General features: G+C 73.0%; 20 protein-coding genes. 10 read left to right on the plus strand and 10 right to left on the minus strand.

The features are described from left to right. Positions 1-34: 34 nt before the first annotated feature. Positions 35-685 (minus strand): response regulator transcription factor, encoded by a 651-nt coding sequence (locus tag VFV89_RS02365; RefSeq protein ID WP_329704290.1) that lies wholly within the window; start codon positions 683-685, stop codon positions 35-37. Then, positions 673-2709 carry a sensor histidine kinase gene (locus VFV89_RS02370; protein WP_329704291.1) on the minus strand — a complete coding sequence of 679 codons (2037 nt, stop codon included), beginning with the start codon at positions 2707-2709 and terminating at the stop codon, positions 673-675. The genes VFV89_RS02365 and VFV89_RS02370 overlap by 13 nt, the downstream gene beginning before the upstream one ends. A 139-nt stretch (positions 2710-2848) precedes the next feature. Between VFV89_RS02370 and VFV89_RS02375 the strand changes: the two genes are divergently transcribed. Beyond that, positions 2849-3538, plus strand: coding sequence for a hypothetical protein (locus tag VFV89_RS02375; RefSeq protein ID WP_329704292.1), 690 nt, complete (start codon positions 2849-2851; stop codon positions 3536-3538). A gap of 12 nt (positions 3539-3550) precedes the next feature. Here the strand turns inward: VFV89_RS02375 and VFV89_RS02380 are convergent, their stop codons facing one another. The 6 genes from VFV89_RS02380 to VFV89_RS02405 all read right to left on the minus strand — a co-directional run bounded on the left by VFV89_RS02380 (position 3551) and on the right by VFV89_RS02405 (position 7343). Further along, positions 3551-4228 (minus strand): hypothetical protein, encoded by a 678-nt coding sequence (locus VFV89_RS02380; protein ID WP_329704293.1) that lies wholly within the window; start codon positions 4226-4228, stop codon positions 3551-3553. Positions 4229-4312: 84 nt separating this feature from the next. Continuing rightward, positions 4313-5029 (minus strand): anti-sigma factor, encoded by a 717-nt coding sequence (locus VFV89_RS02385; protein WP_329704294.1) that lies wholly within the window; start codon positions 5027-5029, stop codon positions 4313-4315. Between the two features lie 76 nt (positions 5030-5105). Beyond that, on the minus strand, positions 5106-5711 hold the full coding sequence (sigK, locus tag VFV89_RS02390; RefSeq protein WP_329704295.1) for an ECF RNA polymerase sigma factor SigK: 606 nt from the start codon (positions 5709-5711) through the stop codon (positions 5106-5108). A gap of 119 nt (positions 5712-5830) precedes the next feature. Further along, on the minus strand, positions 5831-6160 hold the full coding sequence (locus VFV89_RS02395) for a TfoX/Sxy family protein (RefSeq protein WP_329704296.1): 330 nt from the start codon (positions 6158-6160) through the stop codon (positions 5831-5833). 32 nt (positions 6161-6192) lie between these two features. After that, positions 6193-6879 carry an aspartate/glutamate racemase family protein gene (locus VFV89_RS02400; RefSeq protein WP_329704297.1) on the minus strand — a complete coding sequence of 229 codons (687 nt, stop codon included), beginning with the start codon at positions 6877-6879 and terminating at the stop codon, positions 6193-6195. Positions 6880-6899: 20 nt separating this feature from the next. Further along, positions 6900-7343 (minus strand): GNAT family N-acetyltransferase, encoded by a 444-nt coding sequence (locus VFV89_RS02405; protein WP_329704298.1) that lies wholly within the window; start codon positions 7341-7343, stop codon positions 6900-6902. A 19-nt stretch (positions 7344-7362) separates the two neighbouring features. On the opposite strand from VFV89_RS02405, the gene VFV89_RS02410 reads away from it, so the two are divergent. From VFV89_RS02410 to zwf, 9 genes are all read left to right on the plus strand, one after another. Beyond that, positions 7363-8130 carry an enoyl-CoA hydratase-related protein gene (locus tag VFV89_RS02410; protein ID WP_329704299.1) on the plus strand — a complete coding sequence of 256 codons (768 nt, stop codon included), beginning with the start codon at positions 7363-7365 and terminating at the stop codon, positions 8128-8130. Positions 8131-8238: 108 nt separating this feature from the next. Continuing rightward, on the plus strand, positions 8239-10473 hold the full coding sequence (locus VFV89_RS02415; protein WP_329704300.1) for an AAA family ATPase: 2235 nt from the start codon (positions 8239-8241) through the stop codon (positions 10471-10473). A gap of 58 nt (positions 10474-10531) precedes the next feature. Next, positions 10532-11647, plus strand: coding sequence for a hypothetical protein (locus VFV89_RS02420; RefSeq protein ID WP_329704301.1), 1116 nt, complete (start codon positions 10532-10534; stop codon positions 11645-11647). A gap of 161 nt (positions 11648-11808) precedes the next feature. Then, positions 11809-13377 carry a glycoside hydrolase family 5 protein gene (locus VFV89_RS02425; RefSeq protein WP_329704302.1) on the plus strand — a complete coding sequence of 523 codons (1569 nt, stop codon included), beginning with the start codon at positions 11809-11811 and terminating at the stop codon, positions 13375-13377. 112 nt (positions 13378-13489) lie between these two features. After that, positions 13490-15406 (plus strand): anthranilate synthase family protein, encoded by a 1917-nt coding sequence (locus VFV89_RS02430; RefSeq protein WP_329704303.1) that lies wholly within the window; start codon positions 13490-13492, stop codon positions 15404-15406. A 205-nt stretch (positions 15407-15611) separates the two neighbouring features. Then, a complete protein-coding gene (gene nagA, locus VFV89_RS02435; protein WP_329704304.1) occupies positions 15612-16754 on the plus strand; it encodes an N-acetylglucosamine-6-phosphate deacetylase in 1143 nt (380 codons plus the stop codon). A gap of 4 nt (positions 16755-16758) precedes the next feature. Then, positions 16759-17328: an aminodeoxychorismate/anthranilate synthase component II gene (locus VFV89_RS02440; RefSeq protein WP_329704305.1), complete on the plus strand. Its 570-nt coding sequence runs from the start codon at positions 16759-16761 to the stop codon at positions 17326-17328. Continuing rightward, the gene (locus VFV89_RS02445) at positions 17325-18617 is read left to right on the plus strand and encodes an anthranilate synthase component I family protein (protein ID WP_329704306.1); all 1293 of its coding nucleotides are present in this window, start codon (positions 17325-17327) and stop codon (positions 18615-18617) included. Before VFV89_RS02440 ends, VFV89_RS02445 begins: the two co-directional genes overlap by 4 nt. Before the next feature lie 5 nt (positions 18618-18622). Next, the gene (zwf, locus tag VFV89_RS02450) at positions 18623-20086 is read left to right on the plus strand and encodes a glucose-6-phosphate dehydrogenase (RefSeq protein WP_414690340.1); all 1464 of its coding nucleotides are present in this window, start codon (positions 18623-18625) and stop codon (positions 20084-20086) included. A gap of 78 nt (positions 20087-20164) precedes the next feature. Here the strand turns inward: zwf and VFV89_RS02455 are convergent, their stop codons facing one another. Both VFV89_RS02455 and VFV89_RS02460 read right to left on the minus strand, forming a co-directional pair. Continuing rightward, positions 20165-21622, minus strand: a complete 1458-nt coding sequence (locus VFV89_RS02455) for a HAMP domain-containing sensor histidine kinase (protein WP_329704307.1) — start codon at positions 21620-21622, stop codon at positions 20165-20167. Next, positions 21619-22365 (minus strand): response regulator transcription factor, encoded by a 747-nt coding sequence (locus VFV89_RS02460; RefSeq protein WP_329704308.1) that lies wholly within the window; start codon positions 22363-22365, stop codon positions 21619-21621. Before VFV89_RS02460 ends, VFV89_RS02455 begins: the two co-directional genes overlap by 4 nt. Positions 22366-22550: the final 185 nt, after the last annotated feature.

Consider the following 22550-nt stretch of genomic DNA (forward strand, 5'->3'; position numbering starts at 1 on the left):
GCCCGGGTCGTAAAGGAAGCCGGCTTTACGACCGTCAGCCGCGCTGCCGCACACCCAGCCAGGTCAGGACCGCCAGCACCCGCCGGTGCTCCTCACCGGTCTCGTGCAGCCCGAGCTTCTGCATGATGCTGGCGATGTGGGTCTCGACCGTGCGGTCGGTGAGGAAGAGCCGGCGCGCGATGCCGACGTTGTTGCGGCCCTCGGCCATCAGGGAGAGGACCTCACGCTCGCGCGGAGTCAGGGTCGCCAACGGGTCGTCGTCGCGGCGCGGGCCGAGCAGCGTCGCCACCACCTCGGGGTCGAGCGCCGACCCTCCGGCCGCCACCCGGCGCAGGGAGTCCATGAAGTCGTCGACCTCGAAGACCCGGTCCTTGAGCAGGTAGCCGACCCGGCCCCCGGAGACGAGCTCGACGGAGTGCCTGGTCTCGACGTGCTGCGATAGCAGCACGATCGCGAGGTCCGGGTCGCGGCTACGCAGCTCCTTGGCGGCACGCGCGCCGTCGTCGGTCCCGTCCGGTGGCATCCGCACGTCGACGATCGCGAGGTCCGGCCTCTGCCGCTCGACCTCCTCGACCAGGGCGGTGGCGTCGCCGGCTTTGCCGACCACCTCGTGGCCGGCGTCCTCGAGCAGCCGGGCCAGCCCCTCGCGGAACAGGGCCGAGTCCTCGCCGATCACGATGCGCACGGCGGTCCCTGGACGCGGTCGACCTGGCCGACCAGGCCGAGGGAGGGCGTCTCGTCCGGGCGAGGTAGCGACGGCTCGAGGGGGAGCGCCGCCTCGACCTCGGTGCCGTGCCCGACCGGGCTGGCTACGCGCAGCGAGCCGCCCAGGGCGGCCACTCGGTCGGCCAGCCCCGACCCCAGCCCCAGCCGGGCGCCGCCGCACCCGTTGTCGCCCACCCGGACGAACAGACGGCCGTTGCGTCGCTCGACGTGCAGCTCGATCCGGGTCGCCTCGGAGTGCTTGACGGCGTTGGCGATCGCCTCGCTCGCCACGAAGTACGCCGTCGTGGCCACGGCGTCGGGCAGCGGCCCGTCGTCCACATCCATGTCGACCGTCATCGGCAGGCTGCGCACCAGGTTGGAGAGCGCAGCCGGCAGTCCGTCGTCGAGGCTGCCCGGCCGCAGGCCGTGGGCGATCTGCCGCAGCTCGGCCACCGCCGTCCCCAGCTCGGCCACGCTCTCGTCGAGAAGCTCGTCGAGGTCGACGGTGCCGTCACCGAGGTGGCGCTGGGCCAGCCGCAGCTGCATCCCGAGCGACACCAGCCGCTGCTGGGCGCCGTCGTGGAGGTCGCGCTCCATCTTGCGGCGTTCCTCGTAGCCGATCTCGACCAGCCGGGTGCGGCTGGACTGCGCCTCCCGCAGGGCCTGTGCCACCTCCGCACGGAGCCGCACCACCTCGACCAGGGTGCTGCTGCGGTCGGCGACCTCGCGGAGCAGCTCGGGGGAGGCCGGGCCGCCGCCGGGCACGAGCACGCCGGTCGGCTCGCCGTCCTGCTGGACCAGGACGCCGTCGGCGGGCACCGGCTCTCCCGAGGTGTCGAGGAACGTGTCCGAGCCGGGCGCGCGGAAGCCGACCCGCAGCCCGGGGTCGCGCAGCGCCTCGCGGAGCACGTCCGGCAGCCGTTCGGGGCGGGCCCGGCCCGCGCTCACCTCGCGGTGCAGGCCGTCGACGGCCGCCAGGGCCGCGCGGCGCAGCGGGTACATGCGCCGGTCGACCGCCCGGCGTACGACGCGCAGGGCCGGCAGCAGCAGGAGGGCGGCCGCCGCCGTGCCGACGGCGACACCCACCTCGGAGCCACGACCGACGAGGAGCCCGGCCAGCGACGACGTGGCGGCGTAGACCGACAGGAGGAGCGCGGTCACCACGCCCCAGGTGACCGCGAGCGCGAGCGCCTTGTCGACGTCGTAGAGGTCGTGCCTGAGGACGGCGATGCCCGCCGCGACCGGCGTGGCGACCAGGGAGGCCAGGCCGACGGCGGCGCTGACCCACTGGGACTGGCCCCAGAAGAGGATCTCGACGAGGCAGAGCAGCGGATAGAGCGGGAGCCCGATCCCGGCGAGCGCCAGCCACTTGATCTGCTGGCGCTGGACGAGCTCGGCGCGGCGGAACCGGAGCAGGAGCGAGACCGCGCAGGCCGCGACCAGCACCAACAGCACGACGAACCAGACCAGGGCGAACAGCTCCCACCAGGCGGGCGGCGGGCCGAACGGACGGTCCAGGTCGGCCAGCGGGGCCCGGAACGGCTCGGCGGCGACCGCCCCGTCGACCTGGGTCACCGCCGCCGCGGTCACCAGGGTCAGCGGCACCCAGCGCCAGCGGCGCGACGGCACCCGGCCGTCCGGGAAGTGGAGCAGCACCAGTCCGAACGTGGCCAGGACCCACCACGCGTTCTCGGCGGTGACCGCGACCAGCCATGCCCACCCGCCGGGGTCGTCGGTGGTGGCCAGCCACTGCAGCCAGACCTCCTTGGCCACGACCGCCGCGACCGCGAGCGACAGCAGGCCGAGGAGCGCGCCCACCACGGCCCCGTCTCGCCGGCGGGAGACCAGGACCGAGAGGCCGGTGGTGGCGGGGACGACGACCAGCCCGAGCCCGAGCGTGAGCCACGACGTGCGGGTCGGGGCGGTGGCCGTGAAGCCGACCGCGGCGACCAGGAGGACGGCGGCCAGCACCGCGCACCCGAGGGCGGCGCGACGGGCCAACATGTCAGAACTGTAGGGACCGACGGGCCCTTGCGGGGTCCGTGCCAGCACGGGACCCACCCCCGCGGCCGCCACGATCCGGCGACGTGGCTCCCGCTCCTAGCGTCCGGGCATCGTCCATCGACCGCCCTGGGAGGCAGCCATGACCACCACCTCGCCGCACCCGACCGTGACCACCACGGTCACCGCACTGTCGGGCCGGACCCGGATCGTCGCCGCGGGCATCGCGGTCACGGCTGCGACCGCCGCCGTGCTCGTGCTGACCCATCCGTGGGGGGACCGGCTCGACAGCAGCGCCGACGACGTGGTGTCGTACGCCGGGCTGCCGGCCGACATCGACGCCGCCTGGACCGCGATGCTGGTCGACTCGCTCGCCTTCGGCCTGCTGTCGATCTGCGTGACCATCGGCTGCTGGCGCCTGGTCCGCGCGCGCGCTCGGCTCGCGGCCACCGTCGGCGGAGTGCTCGCGGTGGTCGGAGGCGTGGTCAGCGCCATGGGCGGGCTCGCGTTCGCCACCTTGCTCTGGTTCGCCGCCACGCTGCCCGAGGAGCAGGGCCGCGGCCTCGTCGACGCCGTCAACGACGAGATCGGTCACGCGCTCGGCGTCGAGATGGCCGGCTTCGTGCTGGTCACGCTCGCCTCGCTGGTGCTCTCCGCCGCCCTGATCCGGGCCCGCGCCGTCCCGTGGCCGGCCGTCGCCGTCTTCCTCGCCCTCACCGTCTCGCTGTTCGTCGGGCTCCCCGGCGGTGTGATGAACGTGCTGCAGGCCGCGCAGCTGCTGGTCGCCGGCCTGCTCGCGATCCCGGTCTGGCGGGCCTCCCTGGATGGGTGAGGGCGACCGCGGTCAGCCGAGTTTGTCCAGAGCGAGCTCGGCGGCCTCGACGGCCCGCGTCGCACTGCCGGTGCCCCGGCGCGGCTCGACCACCAGCTCCAGCACGGTCCGGCCCACCCTCGTCAGCAGGGTGCGCCGCCAGGTCGTGTCGCCGTACTGGATGAAGGCGTCGAGCAGTCCGACCCGCTCGTCGCCGACCCGTGGGGGTTCCCAGCCGCGGACCTTCATGGTCGCCTTGCCGCCCTCGCCGTCGGTGGTGGCGTGGGTCCCACTGCAGGCCCTGACGAACGCGCGGTAGTGGCTGAGCACCGCGCGGGCCTCGGCCGTCGTGCGCATCCGGACCAGGGTCTCGGTGAAGGCGAACGCCGGGCCGCTCAGCGAGTAGTAGTAGCCCTGGGCACGGCTGGTGCCGCGGTAGCTCCGGTAGCGGTCGCAGTGCAGCGGCGAGGTCGTGAAGTCGGGAGCGTCGATCCCGAACGCGTAGACGCTGCGGTGGCCGTCGTCATGGCGCCCGCGGAGCTGCGGGTAGACCGTCTCCGCCTCGGCCAGGGTCAACAGGCTCTGCCTGCCCAGCGGCGCGGCCGCTGCCGGGCCGGGCAGCGCGAGGGGCACCAGCGCCGAGACGAGCGCTGTGGCGAGGACGACGAGCCGCGCGGCGTACGACGGCGCAGGCCTGGGTGCGGGCCTCATGTGCCCTTCCTAGCATCGGACCATCCGGCGGTCACGCACCTGCGCCGCGGCGACCGGTGTCGGACGAGCCCGTGTCGTGGCCGTTCAGGAGAACGCGAAGACGGCGACGACGTCGGCGCTCGGGGTGGTCGGGTCGGTGCCCGCGTCCTCGATGCTGACCGCGGCCGCGTCCGCGGTGGCGGCGTCCCCGCTGAAGAAGACCTTGTTGTCCGAACCGGTGGGCAGCACGCCCGCCGGGGTCATCATCGTGCCGTGCTGGAGCCAGAGCACGTACTCCTTGCCCTCCGGCGCGGGCGGCACCCCCTTCGTGACGATCGCCGCCTCGTTGAGGTCCTCCGAGCGGTAGACCGTGGCACTCCCGTCGCCAACGGGCAGGGTGTACCGCTGGACGTCGCCGGCCGCCTGCAGCTGCTCGATCCGGCTCGGCTGTTCCTCGTCCACCTGCTGCCAGACGACCGCCCCGCCGCCGATCGCGACCACGGCGGCGGCCGCCGCGAGCCAGGCGACAGTACGCCGACGCCGGCGTGGCCGCAGGCTCACGACCGGCGCCGCGACCGGCGCCGCGGCCGGCTCCGGCGGCAGTGGGCGCACGGTCGTGATGCCGGTCAGCACCGTGTCGCGGAGCCCGGCCGGTGGGGTGGCGGCACTCGTCTCGGCGAGCAGCGCCGCGGCCTCCCGGAGCGAGTCGACCTCGCTGCGGCAGTCGGCGCACCCGGCCAGGTGCTCCTCGAACCGGGCGCGCTCGTCACCGTCGAGCGCGTCGACGGCGTAGGCCCCGGAGAGTGCGTGGATCTCGGTCATGCTCCACCTCCGGGGTCCCCGTGGAACTGTGCGGGCATGGCGCCCAGCCCCCCTCTCGTGCGGTGTCGTGACGTGGTCATGCGCCCACCCCCATGGTGTCGCGCAGACGGATGAGACCGTCCCTGATGCGGGTCTTGGCGGTGCCGACTGGGAGCTCGAGCATCGCCGCCACCTCGGTGTGCGTGTAGCCGCCGAAGTAGGCCAGCTCGAGCGCCTCGCGCTGCGCCTGGGTGAGGCGCGCCAGGGCGTCGCGGACCCGGCGGGCCTCGAGCGAGGCCGTCGCCGCCTCGGCCGTCGAGTCGTGCTCGACGGGCTGGTTCTGGTGGTGGTACGTCGTGTCCCTCCGGGTGGCTGCCTCGGCGGACCTGACCCGGTCCACCGCCTTGCGGTGCGCGATGGTGAGCAGCCAGCCGAGCGGGCTGCCCTTGGCCGGGTCGAACCGTCCCGACGTCCGCCAGATCTCCAGGAACGCCTCCTGGGCGACCTCCTCGGCCTGGGCCGGGTCGCGCACGACCCGGACCGCGAGGCCGAAGACCCGTGACGACGTGGCGTCGTAGAGGCGCGCGAACGCCGCCTCGTCGCCGCGGCCGCACGACCTGAGCAGCTCCACGAGGTCGGGAGAGCCCGACGCCGCCGCTGCCTCGGACGGGGCGTCGGTGCGCGGTGGGCGGACCGGCTCCACCTGCGTCAGTCTCCCGCGTCGTGGGGCCGCTGACGAGACGAGAAAGAGGGGCTCACGTCCCTGGTTCGGAGCGGGTGGCGAGCCGGATTGGTCGCTGCCGGAGGTCTGTGTCGCGAGCGCTACTTCGGGGGCAGGCTCGCGGCGTAGGACGTGCCGATGCCGACCCAGCGCTCCAGCACCGCGTCGTCGGCGACGGCGGCGGAGGTGACCCGCAGCCAGCCGTCCATCTCCCTGCCGCGCATCTCCATCCGGCTGGCGCCGGGCTCGCGCACCAGGCGGTCGGTCTCGGCCGGGTCGCAGTGGACCATGAGCCCGCCCTTGCCGCTCGCGGAGACGGACATGTGGCCGCCGACCAGGAAGGCCAGGCCGCCGAACATCTTCTTCTCGGTCACCGGCAGGTCGGGCAGGAACCCGCGGATCCGCTCGGCCAGCTCCTCGTCGTAGGCCATGGCGCGATCATGGCACCGGCCGCGGACAGCGGTCAGCCGAGCGCGGTGTCGACGGCGGCCCGGGCCAGCAGGCTGGTCGAGTCGAGGGTCGGCAGCGGCGACACGTCGGCGGTCAGCAGCAACGGGTGCTCGGTGCACACCAGCGCCACCGCGTCGCAGCCCGCGTCGCCCAGCGCGCGGGCGACCTCGACGAACCGGTCCCGTGCCTCCGGGCGGAACACGCCGTGCACGAGCTCGTCGAAGGTGATGCGCTGGACGTCGCGCTGGTCGGCCTCGGCCGGTGCGGCGCTGTCGATGCCGTGTGCGGCGAGGGCGCGCGGGTAGAGGTCGGCCGTCATGGTCCACGCGGTGCCCATGATCCCGACCTTGCGGTAGCCGCGGGCAGCCGCCTCGGCCGAGACGACCTCGGCGATGTGCAGCATCGGCAGGGCGAGCTCCGGGCCGGGGAGGTCCAGGGCCAGGTGTGCGGTGTTGTCGGGGCAGACGACGAAGTCGCACCCCGCCCGGGCGAGCCGCTCGACGCTCTCGGCGAGGATCGCCCGGATCGCCGCACGGTCGCCGGAGTCCCACAGCGGCATGCTGCGGCCCATCGCGATGCAGTCCATCGTGATGTCGGGGTGCTGGTAGGCGCCGAGCCGCTCCTCGCCGTACCGCGCGATCTCCGCATAGCAGTGCGCCGAGCCCGGGATCGAGTGCCCGAGCACACCGATGTGCTGCATGTGTGTCCCTCCTCCGGTCGTCAGCCGCGCAGCTGCAGCGCGACGTAGGGGATCGTGGCGCCGGGCAGCGTGTAGCGCTCCACCTCCACGAACCCGCGGGCCAGCGCGAAGGCGAGCCCGTCCTCGTTCGAGGCGAGCACGACGGTCTCCACCGGGCGGTCGTCGGCCCACGCGCGCGCCGCCTCCAGGCCGCGCTGGTAGAGGCGGGTGCCGATGCCCCGGTGGCGGTACGCCGGCAGCACCCGCGCGATCACCATCGCGCCCTCGTCGGCGGTGGGCGGGCGGACCGTGGAGTTACCGACGGCGGTGTCTCCCTGGTAGGCCAGCTCCAGCCGGTTGCGTCCGGCCCGCTCGCGGACCTCGTCGAGCGTCAGCGGGTCGGGCGGGACGATCTCGTTGTGGATGCGCTGCCAGTCCGTCACCGAGCGGTCGTCGCCGACCTGCAGGAACCGCACCCCATCCATGTACGGCAGTCTTCACCGTGTGAGCGACACTCCTGCGCAGACCCCCGAGCTCGTGCACCTGGAGGTGGCCGACCGGGTCGCCACCGTCACCCTGGACAGCCCGCACAACCGCAACGCGCTGTCGCGGCAGCTGGTGGCCGAGCTGTTCGACCGGCTCGAGGCCGCCGAGCGGGACGAGGCCGTCACGGTGGTGGTGATCCGGTCGAGCGGGCGGGTCTTCTGCTCCGGGGCGGACCTGTCCGAGGCCACCAGCCAGGGCATGGAGCAGGGCGCCAGGGAGATCGTTCGGCTGCAGCGGCTCATCGTCACCATGGGCAAGCCGGTCGTGGTCGAGGTCGGCGGCCCGGTGCGGGCCGGCGGGATCGGCATCGTGGCTGCCGCGGACGTCGCGGTCGCGGCCGAGGACGCCACCTTCGCGCTCACCGAGGTCAAGCTGGGCCTGGCGGCCGCGATCATCTCGCTGACCGTCCACCACCGGATGAGTCCGCGAGCGGCGGCGCTCACCACGCTGGGTGGTGAGGTGTTCAGCGGCACCGAGGCCGCGGCGTACGGCCTGGTCACCAGGGCGGTCCCCGGCGACCGGCTCGCCGAGGAGGTCGCGGCGCTGTGCGCCAGCCTGGCGACGGGCGCCGCGCAGGGGCTGCGCGAGTCGAAGCGGATCCTCAACCACGACCTGCTCCGACGGATCGACACCCGCGGCGACGAGATGGCCGCCCTGAGCGCCCGGCTGTTCGCCTCCGACGAGGCCAAGGCGGCGATGACGGCGTTCCTCGAGCGGCGGAAGTGAGCTGTCCACCGATCCGCATTGACGCTCCCCGACGGGGTTACACGCGTTAGGCTTGGGAGCTTGCCGCTTTGCGCGGCAGCACCATCTACGCACCGTGTGAACTGTCCAATGGGCCGAGGGGACGTCTCGTTGAACGACAAGCTGGCCGAAACTGAGCTGGTTGAGAGGGAGATCGAGGCCGAGCAGGCCTTCGTCGACCGGGTCTACCTCCAGCTGGAGGAGTCCGCCCGCAACGCGCGGCAGCTGGCCCGCGAGGGCGAGAACCGCGGCAAGCTCGAGCACGAGGGCGGCCTGGTCGAGCGCGACGCGATGGTCTACCAGGCCGCCAAGCGGATCGCGCAGCTCGACGCCGCCCACGAGGGGCTGGTCTTCGGCCGCCTCGACCTGCAGCGGTCGGTCGACCGCAAGCCCCGCTACATCGGCCGGATCGGCCTGCGCGACTCCCGCCGTGACTCGCTGCTCATCGACTGGCGCGCGCCCGCCGCGGCGGTCTTCTATCAGGCCACCGCGGCCGACCCGCGCAGGGTCGTACGCCGCCGGGTGCTGCGCTCGAGCGGGCCCCGGGTGACCGGCGTCGAGGACGAGCTGCTCGACGCCGAGGCGCTCGCCGAGCTCGAGGCGGACGGCGTCGAGCTGCCGATCGTGGGCGAGGGCGCGCTGATGGCGCAGCTGTCCCGGGCCCGCGACCGCCAGATGCACTCGATCGTCGCGACCATCCAGGCCGAGCAGGACCTCGCGATCCGCGCGCCCGGCCGTGGCGTGGTCTCGATCACCGGCGGTCCCGGCACCGGCAAGACCGTCGTCGCGCTGCACCGCGCGGCCTACCTCCTCTACACCGACCGCCGCCGCTACGAGAGCGGCGGCGTCCTGGTGGTGGGGCCGAGCGGGGTGTTCATGCGCTACATCGAGCGCGTCCTCCCGAGCCTGGGCGAGACCGCGGTCGCGCTGCGGTCGCTCGGCGAGGTGGTCGACGGGATCCGCGCCACCCGCCACGACGAGCCCGCCGTGGCCGACATCAAGGGCTCGGCCCGGATGGCCACCATGCTGCGGCGGGCCGCACGGCTGCAGGCACCGGGGAGCCCCGAGCAGTTCCGCGTCTTCTGGCGCGACGACGTGCTGGTCCTCGACCGCGGCATCCTGGGCCGGATCCGCCGGCAGCTGATGTCGCAGGGCCGGCGCAACCGGCAGCTCCCCCGGGTGACCGGCATCCTGCTGGACGCGCTCTGGAGCCAGGTGGCCGGCGAGCGCGGGCTCGACCGGGGCCGCGAGGCGTTCGACGACGACATGCTCGGCAACGACGACTTCCTCGACTTCGTCGTCGCGTGGTGGCCGCCGCTCGACGCCCGCACGGTGCTGCAGTGGCTGCGCGACCCGGAGCTGCTGGCCCAGGTCGCCGACGGGCTGTTCAGCGCCGAGGAGCAGCGGCTCCTGCTCAAGTCCTGGGGTGCGGCCGACCCGTCGGTCGAGGACGTGCCGCTGATCGACGAGCTGCGCTACGCGCTCGGTGACGTGCCCCTTCGCACCGAGGACGAGCGCGACCTCGACGAGACCTCGCTGCTCGAGGGCGGCGTCGACGTGCAGGAGCTGTTCACCGCCGCCGACCGCGAGTTCGCACCGTCGGGCCGTGGGTGGGCGCCGCCCACCCACCGGCTCGAGGACGACCCGTTCGCGCACGTGCTGGTCGACGAGGGCCAGGACCTCACACCGATGCAGTGGCGGATGGTGGGCCGCCGGGGCAAGACCGCCTCGTGGACCATCGTCGGCGATCCCGCGCAGTCGTCGTGGCCCGAGCCCGAGGAGGCCGCCGAGGCCCGCGCCGTCGCGCTGGAGGGCAAGGAGCTCCACGAGTTCCACCTGTCGACCAACTACCGCAACTCCGCCGAGATCTACCAGTACGCCGCGGCGTACGCCCAGCGCGTCGGCCTCGACGCCGACCTGCCCACGGCGGTCCGCTCGACCGGGGTGCAGCCCGAGGAGATCACCGGCGCGGGCGACCTCGAGGCCGCCACCCGCCGGGCGGTGCTCGACGTCGCGAGCCGGGTCTCCGGGACGGTGGGCGTCGTGGTCCCGGTCGCACGCCGCTCGGAGGTCAACGCCTGGCTCGCGTCATGGCCGGAGCTGGCCGAGGACGCGGCCGGGGCCCGCGCCGCGATCGACTCCTCGGTCGCACCGTCCGGTGAGGACCGCGTGGTCGTGCTGACCGGTCTCGACACCAAGGGGCTGGAGTTCGACGGCATCGTCGTGGTCGAGCCCGAGGAGATCGAGGCGGAGTCGGTCACCGGCCGGTCCACGCTCTACGTCGTGCTCACCCGGGCCACCCAGCTGCTCGCGACCGTCTCCTGATCTCGAGACGTCCGGCGATTTTCGTCGTCCCACGGGGCTCGTGGCACAGTTCTGCTCCGTGCGCCGCTCCCTCGCCGCCGCCCTCGCCGGGCTGATCGCGACCACCCTGCTGTCGCTGGTGGCCGGCTCGTCGGCCGACGCCGCGCCCGCGGTCGACCGGCGGCTCAGCCAGCGCGAGTGCGCGCTGACCGGCCGGGTGTGGGACGCCGGTCGCGGCTGCGAGCGGCATCACTGCGTCGCCGGCGCGACGATGTTCAAGGAGGGCCACGACGCTGAGCTGTGCCAGCTGCGCGGCCGCAAGGGCGCGGAGTTCGCCCGTCCGATCAACTCCCGTCGCTGCGCCGACCTCGGCCGGGTCTGGATCGGTGCGATCAACTCCTGCGCCTCCAACCCCAACCGGGCCCGGCTCGTCGTACCCGACGCACCCCAGTGCACCGGCCGCGGCAAGACCTACGTCAACCACCGCGAGGAGGAGGGGTGGTACGACGAGTGCGTCACCCCGGGCCGCCTCGCGAAGCTCCAGCAGATCGCCCGGCGCAAGAACCAGTCGCTCAACGAGGCCTCGGTCGACCGCAACCGGTTCAACTGCTCCTATCGCGCCGGCCGGGTGATGAACAAGGGCCGCTGCGTGAAGCGGACCGGCCCGGTGCCGGCGTCGCAGCGGGGCGGGTTCTACATGGTCGGCGACTCGGTCAGCTGGCGGGCCGACAACGAGCTCTATGCCCGCCAGCCGGGCTGGGTCCTCGACCTGCGACCCGGTCGCCGGCTCGACGAGCTGCCCGGCCGGCTGGACTGGTTCCGCGCCAACCACGGCAACCCCGACCAGCTGGTCGTCCAGCTCGGCACCAACCGCCGCCAGGGGTTCAACGAGGGCGACTTCCGCGACACGATGGCGTCGATCCCGGCGACCACGCCGGTGCTGTTCCTGCTCCCCTACCGGCAGTTCCAGGGTGACAACGCCGGCCCGGTCGCGGCCACGAAGAAGTACGCGTCCTGGATGCGCAAGCTCGCCGAGAGCCGGCCGCTCACCTGCCTCTCCGACTGGCCCACCATCGCCAAGAACCACCTCTCCAACCTCGTCGACGGCGAACACCCCGACGCCCAGCACGAGGGCTGGTACGCGAAGTACGTCGTGAAGGCCTGGCGCACCTGCTCCAACCAGCTCGGCCTGTGACCACACCGCCCGTCGCGGTAGTCCGTGACGTTCTGGTTGTGGAGAACGGCGTTCGGGCAGCCATTTCGTCACGGACTACCGCGATGGCTGGCGGATCGGGCTCCCTGAGACGCTCCTGAGCCGAGTTGGCCGGGCACTAGAACCGGTTCTAGGCTCCGCGGGTGTTCCGCGCCCTCACTGTCGTCGCCGCCCTGTCCGCGACGCTCCTGCCGCCCCCCAGCGCCCACGCCGCGCCCGACGCCGCGACCCACGTCGCGACCCACGTCGCGACCCACGTCGCGACCCACGCCGCACCCCGGGCTGCGCACGGGCCGATGCCGCGGCTGCACGCGACCCATGGCAAGAAGGCCGCGATCCGCGACCAACGCGGCGCGCAGGTGTTGTTGCGCGGGGTCAACGTCAACCAGCTGGGGGAGTACTTCCAGGCCTCGCCGGCGCTGCCGCCGACCGTCCCGCTGACCAAGGACGACTTCCACGACATCGCGACGCTCGGCTTCAACAGCGTCCGCCTGATCGTCAGCTGGTCGCGGCTCGAGCCGACCCCGGGCGCCTACGACACGGCGTACGTCGGCGCGATCCGGCAGGCGGTGCGCTGGGCGGCGGCCTACGACCTCTACGTCGTGCTGGACATGCACCAGGACGCCTACGGGATCGCGGTCGACACCCCGCGCGGCGTGACCTGCCCGGAGGGCACGACGCCCAACAACGGCTGGGACGGCGCGCCGGGGTGGGCGACGATCACCGACGGTGCGTCGACCTGCCGGCCCGGCGAGCGTGAGCTCGCGCCGGCGGTGATGCACGCCTGGCAACACTTCTGGGAGGACACCGCCGGCATCCAGACCCACCTCGTGGACACCTGGGGCCGGCTGGCGCGGGACTTCGCGAAGACGCGCAACGTGGCCGGCTTCGACCTGCTCAACGAGCCGGGCTTCGGGCTGGACGTGGCCGCCAACGGCACCACCGACCTCGGCGCGTTCTACGGCCGGGCCATCGCAGCGATCCGCGCCGGGGAGACCGCGGGAGGTGGCTTCCACCACATCGTGTTCTGGGAGCCGAACGTGCTGTGGTCGGCGTTCGGCAGCACCCCGGTCCCGGCCCGCGGCTTCACCAAGGACAAGAACCTTGTCTTCGCGCCGCACATCTACGCGGAGTCGCTGTCGTCGAACTCCATCCCTGGCGGCTTCGACAGCGCCGCGAAGGTGGCCCGGCAGCACGGCGTCACCGTCTGGGGCGGTGAGTGGGGCTTCTGGCCCGAGCACCCGGTCGAGGCCTCGCGCGAGATCCGGCGCTACGCCGCCGCCGAGGACGCCGCACGCTACGGCGGCGCGTGGTGGGACTGGAAACAGGCCTGCGGCGACCCGCATGTCGTGGACCGGCCGGGCGGTCAGCCGTCCGCCGTCTCTGGCAGCCTGAACCGGTTCACCTGCCCCGACCAGGTGATGTCGCCGCCGGACCCCGCCTTCGCCGACGTGCTCAGCCGGCCGGTGCCGCGCGCGGTGCCGGGCACGATCACCCGGCTCACGTCCGACGGGCGCAAGGGCCGACTCGTCCTCGCAGGCCGGAACCCCGGCGGCGCCGGGAGGTGCGGGCTCGAGGTCTTCGTGCCGAAGCGGTTCGCGCAGAAGCAGGTGCGGGTCACGGGGATCGACAACCTGACGCGCTCGCGCGAGCGCGGGAACGTCGTCCTGCACGGCTGCGTCGCGGACGAGTTCGAGCTGCGGATCGGCTGACCCCGTCGCGATAGTCCGTGACGTTCTGGTTGTGGAGAACGCTGTTCGGACAGCCATTTCGTCACGGACTACCGCGACGGGTCGGGGGACGCGCCCCATCTAGGCTTCGTCCATGAACGCCAAGCCTGCTGCCCGGGATGCCATTGCGGCCGTCCAGGGGCACGAGGCCTGGGCGATCATCCGGCGTTCCACCCGGGCCGGTGACCGGGACACCGTCGGAGTCGTGGGCGGCCGGCGCCGCGAGGTCGCCTCACTGCTCGACGTACCGCTCGAGGAGGGGCTGCCCGAGGCGGGGCACATCGCGGACCGGCTGCTCGCCGTGCCGTTCCGCCAGGTGCGCGAGCGTGGCTTCGAGGCGCACGACGACGGCACCCCGCTGGTGGTCGTGGACGTCGAGACCGAGCTTGAGTTCACCGTCGCGGAGGTCGTGGACGCGATCGACGAGGCTCCCGTGGAGTTCTCCGACCGCGGCGGCTTCGACATCGACGACGACGAGTACGCCAAGCTGGTCGGCGCGATCATCGCCGACGAGATCGGCCAGGGCGAGGGCGCGAACCTCGTGATCGGCCGGCACTACCGCGCGACCGTCGCGGACTGGGGCGCCGACAAGGCGCTCGCGGTGTTCCGCAGGCTGCTCGAGCGCGAGCGGGGTGCCTACTGGACCTTCGTCTTCTTCACCGGCGACCGCTACCTCATCGGCGCCAGCCCGGAGCGGCACGTGTCGATCCATGGCGGCGACGTCCGGATGAACCCGATCAGCGGCACCTTCCGGCTCCCGAAGGCCGGCGAGCCGACCGACCACCTGCACGAGCAGCTGCTGGAGTTCCTGCACGACGAGAAGGAGATCTACGAGCTCTTCATGGTCGTCGACGAGGAGCTGAAGATGATGTGCGACATCTGCCACCAGGGCGGGCAGGTGCTCGGACCGTTCCTCAAGCCGATGAGCCGGCTGATCCACACCGAGTACCTCCTCGCCGGCCGCACCGACCGCGACCCGCGCGAGGTGCTGCGCGACACGATGTACGCCGCCACGGTCACCGGCTCGCCGGTCGAGAACGCGTGCCGGCTGATCAAGCAGTACGAGTCAGAGGGCCGCGGCTACTACGGCGCCGCGCTCGCCGTGCTCGGCCGCGACGCCCACGGCGGGCCGGTCGTCGACAGCCCGATCGTGATCCGGACCGCGGACGTCGGCCTCGACGGCCGGCTCACGGTGACGGCCGGGGCGACGCTGGTGCGTGACTCCGACCCGGCGCACGAAGTGGCCGAGACCCACGCCAAGGCGAGCGGCATCCTCAGCGCCTTCGGGCTGGTCCCGCCGGCGCCGGCCACGGGCGCCAACGTGACCGAGCTGGTCAACGACGAGGACGTGCTGCTCACCCTCAACCAGCGCAACCGGCGGCTGTCGTCGTTCTGGCTCACCGACCAGGCCGGCGCCCCGCCGGACCCCCGGCTGCGCGGGCAGAGCGTCATGGTGCTCGACGGCGAGGACGACTTCGTCAACATGCTGCGCCACGTGTTCGGCGTGCTCGGGCTGAGCAGCACGGTCGTGCGCTACGACGACTACGCCGAGGACAGCCTCGACGGCCACGACCTCGTCATCGTCGGGCCCGGCCCGGGCGACCCCCGCGACGACGCAGATCCCAAGATGGTCACGCTGCGCGCGGCGACCGCGAAGCTGCTGGCGCAGCGGCGGCCGTTCCTCGCGGTGTGCCTGGGCCACCAGGCGCTCTGCCACGAGCTCGGGATCCCGCTGGCCTACAAGGACATCGTCTTCCAGGGCACCCAGTCAGCGGTCGAGATCGAGGGCCGCGCCGAGCGGGTGGGCTTCTACAACACCTTCGTCGGCCGGATGACGCCCGGCACGGTGCTGCCGGTCGGGGTCCGGGTGGAGTCCGACCCCGAGACCGGTGACATCCATGCGCTCTACGGCCCGCACTACCGGGGCATCCAGTTCCACGCCGAGTCGATCCTCACCGAGCACGGTTACGACCTGGTGCACCGGCTGGTCTCGGAGCTGCTGCTGCCCTGACCCCCACCCACGCGGGTGAGTGGTCTGCACGATTTCGTCTCGACCGGTGGTTTCTGCTGCGCGCGACGGTGATGTTTGGTCTGATGAGGACAGGGCCCGATGGCGACTGCCCCCCAGCGCCATCGGGTCCGTCATGCATTCGTGGGCCGGCCCCTGACGGCGAGGACGCGAGCCGGACCCGGTCGGCTCGGCTACCGTTCGGCCCGTGGCTGAGCCGTTGCCGCTGGGCGCCCGCGTCCTCTCGGCTGGAGCGTTGGCGCTGCCCACGGGGATCGTGGTGGACGGCTGGGTGGTGATCGACGGCGAGCGGGTGTACGCCGTCGGCAGCGGCCCGCCGCCGGAGCGGCCCGCCTGGTCGGTCGACGGCCTGGTGGTGCCGGGGTTCGTCGACGTGCACGTGCATGGCGGCGGCGGGGCCTCGTTCCAGGACGGGGCCGCCGCGGAGGTCTCGAGGGTGGTGCAGACCCACCTCGCGCACGGCACCACCACGATGGTCGCCAGCCTGGTCACCGACTCGATCGACCGGCTGGCAGCCTCCTGCTCGGCCCTGGCCGACTCGGCCGACTCCGGCCACATCGCGGGCATCCACCTCGAGGGGCCGTGGCTCTCGTCGCGCCGGGCCGGTGCGCACGAGCCCTCGCAGCTCGTGGCGCCCACCGGCGAGGCGGTCGACCGCCTCGTCGAAGCCTCGCGCGGCCACCTGCGGATGGTCACCGTGGCCCCCGAGCTGCCTGGCGCGCTGCAGGTGATCCCGATGCTCACCGGCGCTGGGGCGGTGGTCGCGGTCGGCCACACCGAGGCGACCTACGACGAGACCCGCGCCGCCCTCACGGCAGGCGCCACCGCGGCCACCCACCTCTTCAACGCAATGCCGCCGCTGCACCACCGCGAGCCGGGGCCCGTCGCCGCCCTGCTGGAGTCGTCGGCGTACGTCGAGCTGGTCGCCGACGGCGTGCACATCCACCCGTCGGTGCTCGCGCTGGCCTGGCGGAACGGGCGGACCGCGCTGGTCACCGACGCGATGGCAGCGGCAGGCGCGGCCGACGGGGACTACCGCCTCGGCTCGCTGACGGTCGTGGTCAAGGACGGCGTCGCCCGGCTCCCCGGCACCGGCGTGATCGCGGCGTCGACCGCGACCCTCGAGTCGTCGCTGCGCTACTCGGTGTCCGAGGCCGGTGTGCCGCTGCCCGAGGCGCTGGCGGCGGTCACCTCCACACCGGCGGCGATGCTGGGCCTGCCGGGCGTCGGCCGGATCGAGCCCGGCGGCTGGGCGGACCTGGTCGAGCTCTCCGACGAGCTCGAGGTCGACCGCGTGATGCGCCGCGGGGCGTGGGTCCCTCTATCTTGAGCGCGTGACCGTGGATGTCGTGGTGGTCGACCACCACGACTCCTACACGTGGAACCTCGTCCACCTGGTGGCGTCGGTGACCGGGGTGCTGCCGACAGTGGTGCAGCACGACGAGGTCGCACCGGAGGAGGTGCTGCGCCACTCGCACGTCGTGCTCTCGCCCGGTCCGGGCACGCCGGCGTCCGAGGCCGACTTCTCGGTCGGGCGGGCGGTCATCCTCGACGGCCGCCGGCCGGTGCTGGGGGTCTGCCTCGGGATGCAGGGCCTGGTGACGGCGTACGGCGGCAGCGTCGACCGGATCGAGCCTGCGCACGGCGTCGTCGAGCGGATCCGGCACGACGGGCTGGGTGTGTTCCAGGGGCTGCCGCAGCTGTTCGCGGCGGTGCGCTACCACTCGCTCGCCGCCCTCACCGTGCCCGACGAGCTCGTGGTCACCGCCTCGGACGCCGGCGGGGACGTGGTGATGGGCGTGCGCCACGTCGAGCTGCCGCAGGAGGGCGTGCAGTTCCACCCCGAGTCGATCCTGTCCGAGCACGGCGCCGAGATCGTCGCGAGCTTCCTGGGGCGCCCGTGAGCGTGCTCGAGGCGTTCGGCGAGGCGGCCGCGCAGCACCAGCGCTGCATCTGGCTCGACGGCGGCGGCGCACGGGAGTGGTCGGGCCACCGGTCGCTGATCGGCATCCTCGAGCCCGACGACGTCTCGATCACCTACTCCGCGGCCACGGGCGAGGTGACCCGGCACGCCGACGGTGAGTCGGAGGTCGTCGGGTCGGACGTGTTCGCAGTGCTCCAGGACGAGCTCGCGGCCGGGTCGCACCGTGACCAGTGGTTCGGCTACTTCGGCTACGCCTCCCGCCCGCACCTCCCGGCGCTGGCCGGCCCCGACGGCGTACCGGACGCGGTCTGGATGCGGCCCAGCCGGGTGCGGCTCTTCGATCACTCGACGCCGCGAACCCCTCGCTCGGACGACCAACCTTCGTCGTCCCGGCGAGAGTTTCGTCGGCCAGCCGACGAAGCTCCCCCCGTCGTCTACGCCCGAGCCTTCGGCCAGGTCCAGGAGCACCTGCACGCCGGCAACAGCTACGAGGTCAACCTCACCTACCGGCTCGACGCCGACAGCGACCTCGACCCGGTGGCGGCCTACCTCCGGCTGCGGGCGCTCAACCCCGCGCCGTACGCCGGCTTCCTCCAGCACGACGTCGACGGTGCGCGCGGCTGGCTGCTCAGCTCCTCGCCGGAGCGGTACGCACTCGTCACCGTCGACGACGACGGCCGCACGATCGAGACCAAGCCGATCAAGGGCACCACGCCGCGCGGCGCGACGCCGGAGGAGGACGAGGAGCTCCGGCGGCAGCTCGCGACCGAGCCTCGGTTCCGCGCCGAGAACCTGATGATCACCGACCTGCTGCGCAACGACCTCGCGATGGTCTGCGAGGTCGGCAGCGTCGAGGTGCCGGCACTGCTCGCCGTCGAGTCCTACCCGACCGTGCACCAGCTCGTCTCGACGGTGCGTGGCCGGCTGCGCCCGGAGGTCGGCACCGTCGAGGCGCTGCGCGCACTGTTCCCGGCCGGCTCGATGACGGGCGCTCCCAAGCTGCGGACCATGGAGATCATCGCCGAGGTCGAGGAGACCCCCCGCGGGGCGTACGCCGGTGCCTTCGGCTGGCTGGCCGGCGACGGCCGCGCGGACCTCGGGGTGGTCATCCGCACGCTGAGCACGACCGGCGCGGGCTCCTACCGGCTGGGCACCGGCGGTGGGATCACGGTGCACTCGACGGTGGCGGAGGAGTACGCCGAGTCGCGCTGGAAGGCGGAGCGACTCCTGACCGCCCTGTCCCCGGCTGGGCGAGCCGTAATACCGTGATTGGCGTGGCTGCCAACGTCGACGGAGTGGGTGCGCCGTACGTCATCGTCCTCTTCGGCGCGACCGGTGACCTCGCCCGGCGCAAGCTGCTGCCCGGGCTGCTGCACCTGACCCAGGCCGGGCTGCTCCCGGAGGCGCGGATCGTCGGCACCTCGCTGGAGGACATCGACACCGAGGAGTTCGTGCGCTTCGCCCACGAGTCGTGCGCGGAGTTCGGCCACGGCAACCTCGACCCGGACAAGTGGGCCCGGTTCGCCTCGATGCTGACCTACGTCTGCCACAGCAAGGGGCCGCACGAGCTGGCCGAGGCGGTGCACAAGGCGCAGGCCGACCTCGGCGCCGACGGCGACGTGCGGCTGCTGCACTACCTCTCCGTGCCGCCCAAGGCCGCCCTGGACGTCATCCACCAGCTCGGCGAGGCCCGCCTGGTCGAGCGCGCGCGGGTGGTCATGGAGAAGCCGTTCGGCACCGACCTCGAGTCCGCCCGGGCCCTCAACCGCGAGGTGCACCAGGTCTTCGACGAGTCTCAGATCTTCCGGATCGACCACTTCCTCGGCAAGGAGGCGGCCCAGAACATCCTGGCGTTCCGCTTCGCCAACGGGCTCTTCGAGCCGATCTGGAACCGCAACTTCATCGACCACGTGCAGATCGACGTGCCCGAGACCCTCGGCCTCGAGGGCCGCACGGCGTTCTACGAGACCACCGGCGCCTACCGCGACATGGTGGTCACCCACCTGATGCAGGTGCTGGCCTTCATGGCGATGGAGCCGCCCACGTCGCTGGCGCCGGGGCCGATCAGCGACGAGAAGCTCAAGGTGTTCCGGTCGATGAAGCCGATCGAGCCGCACGACGTCGTCCGCGGCCAGTACAACGGCTACCGCGGCAAGGAGGAGGTCGCGGAGTACTCCGACACCGAGACCTTCATCGCGCTGCGCATCGAGATCGACAACTGGCGCTGGGCCGGCGTCCCGTTCTTCCTGCGCACCGGCAAGAAGCTCGCCGAGGGCGCGCGGATCATCTCGATCGCGTTCAAGGAGCCGCCGCTCTCGATGTTCCCCGCGGGCTCGAACGCCGGCATGCAGGGTCCGGACCACCTGACCTTCGACCTGGCCGACCAGTCGCGGATGTCGCTGTCGTTCTACGGCAAGCGACCCGGCCCGGGCATGCAGCTGGAGAAGCTGTCGATGCAGTTCGCCACCCACGAGACCGCCTCATCGGTCGGCGTGCTCGAGGCCTACGAGCGGCTCATCCTCGACGCCATGCGCGGCGACCACACGCTGTTCACGACCGCCGAGGGCATCGAGACGCTGTGGGAGAAGTCGATTCCGCTGCTCCAGAACCCGCCGCCGGTCCGCGGCTACGCCCCCGGCTCGTGGGGCCCCAACGCCATCCACCAGCTGATCGCCCCGCACGCCTGGCGGCTGCCGTTCGAGCGCTCCTGGCGGGGCCCGAACGCCAAGGGTGGCTAGCACCAGGGTGGCGGTGGCAGAGCAACCACTCTCCCTGGGGATGACCGTTGCTGACCCACCGCCACCCGGGGCCGCTCTTCAGCCGCTGAGGACCTCGCTGGCCGATGCGGAGCCCGAGCGCACCGCACTGGGCGGCGGCTCGGTGGGCTTGGGCGAAGGGGTGCCGGGGAGGCGGAAGGTCAACCGGGCGCCGCCGGACGGCGAGCGGCCGGCCTCGACCGAGCCCGCATGGCGCTCGGCCACCTGGGCGACGATCGAGAGGCCGAGGCCGGAGCCGGGCATCGAGCGGGAGTCGGCCGAGCGGTAGAAACGCTCGAAGACGTGCGGCAGGTCGGCGTCGGAGATGCCGGCGCCCTCGTCGTCGACGACCACCTCGCCGCCGTGCACGGTGACCCGCACCGTGCCGCCGGGCGGGCTCCACTTCGCGGCGTTGTCGAGCAGGTTGGTCAGGGCGCGCTCCACGGCGGCGGCGTCGCCCTCGACGTACCACGGGTCGGCGTCGACCTCGAAGGTCAGCCCGGGGGCCCGGCGCCGGACCCGGGCCACCGCCTGGTCGAGGACCTCGTGCAGCTCGAGGGTGCCGATCACCGCGGGCGTCGGGTCGTCGCGGGCGAGCTCGACGAGGTCGCCGACGAGGTTGGTGAGCTCCTCGATCTGCGCGCGTACGTCGTCCAGCAGCTCGGCCCGCGCCTCGTCCGGGAGCGAAGTCCCGGCCTGGGTCAGCAGGTCGATGTTGGTGCGCAGCGAGGTCAGCGGGGTGCGCAGCTCGTGGCCGGCGTCCGCGACCAGGCGGCGCTGCCGGTCCCGGGAGGCGGCCAGCGAGGCGAGCATCTGGTTGAACGCCGAGGCCAGCCGGGCGATCTCGTCGTCGCCCTCGACCTTGATCGGCGCCAGCTGCTCGGTGCGCGCGATCTCCTCGGCGGCCTCGGTCAGGCGGCGGACCGGCCGCAGGCCGTTGCGGGCCACACCCCAGCCGGCCAGCCCGGCGGCCACCATGCCGGCCAGGCCGAAGAACAGCGTGACCAGTCCCAGCTTGGTCAACACGTGCTGCGTCGGGGTCAGGGACTGGGCCAGCACCAGTGCCATGCCCGGTCGCGCCGAGATGGGCACGGCCACCACGCGGTAGTCGGTGTGGCCGGCTCGGATCGTGCGCAGGCTCAGCTTCGAGTCCCCCGTCGCGACCGCGAGCTCCGGCTCGCCGAGGTGGATGACGTCACCGGTGTCGACGAAGTTGACCGTGCCGTCGTACTGGATCGAGCCGATCCGTACATCGGACGCCGGGTAGAGCACTGTCGCCCCGGCCTGGGCGAGCGCGTCCGCCTGCTCGACGGCGGCAGAGGTGTTCTTGGCCCGTTCCACGAGCGAGTCGTCGAGCGAGGACTCGAGCTGCATCCGCACCGTGACGTAGGCGCCGAGCGCGACGATCGCCACCGACAGCCCGACCGCCATCGTGGTGAGCAGGGTGACCCGGCTGGCCAGGGACCGCCGGTAGTGCCAGCGACCTTCCGAGCCGAACGGCGGGGACGGGAACGTCACGATTCCTTCAGCACGTAGCCGACACCGCGCACGGTGTGGATCAGCCGCGGCTCGCCCTCGGCCTCGGTCTTGCGACGCAGGTAGCCGACGTAGACCTCCAGCGAGTTCGCCGTGGTCGGGAAGTCGTAGCCCCACACCTCCTCGAGGATGAAGCTGCGCTCCAGCACCCGCCGCGGCCGGCGCAGGAACATCTCGAGCAGGGTGAACTCGGTCCGGGTCAGCTCGATCGCCCGGTCACCCCTGCGGACCTCGCGGGTCGCGATGTCCATCGACAGGTCGGAGAAGCTCAGCAGCTCGTCCGCCTCGCCGACCGGCACCGTGGCCCGTCGCAGCAGCGCCCGCAGCCGGGCCAGCAGCTCCTGCAGCGCGAACGGCTTGGTCAGGTAGTCGTCGGCGCCGGCGTCGAGCCCCTCGACCCGGTCGCCGACCGCGTCGCGAGCGGTGAGCACCAGGATCGGGACGTCGTTGCCGGCGGCCCGCAGGGCGCGGGTGGTCTCGATCCCGTCCAGCCTCGGCATCATCACGTCCATCACGACCACGTCGGGCGCGGTGGCCGCGCCCGCGCTCAGCCCGGCGAGCGCCTCGGCGCCGTCGGAGGCGGTCGACACGTCGTACCCGTTGAACTCCAGCGAGCGGCGCAGGGACTCGCGGACGGCCCGGTCGTCGTCGACGACCAGGACGCGCTGCCTTCCTCCAGCGCCGCCGACACCGCCGGCAGCGCTGCCTGCAACGGGGCTGCTCACGGTCTTACTGTGCCAGCCACGCCTGAGTCCCCGCTGAGAGCGCGCCCGCGGGGAGTTCTGGACCAGTCGCCGGCCCTGTCACCGTCCTGTTGCCGTCGTCGGCATAGGCTGCCCGGGCTCGCGACCGTTCCTCTGGGGGGAGAAGGATGCTGGGTGCGAGGCGTCGTGGGGCCCTCGCGGCGGGG

Source organism: Nocardioides sp., from assembly GCF_036274455.1.
Taxonomy (GTDB): domain Bacteria; phylum Actinomycetota; class Actinomycetes; order Propionibacteriales; family Nocardioidaceae; genus Nocardioides.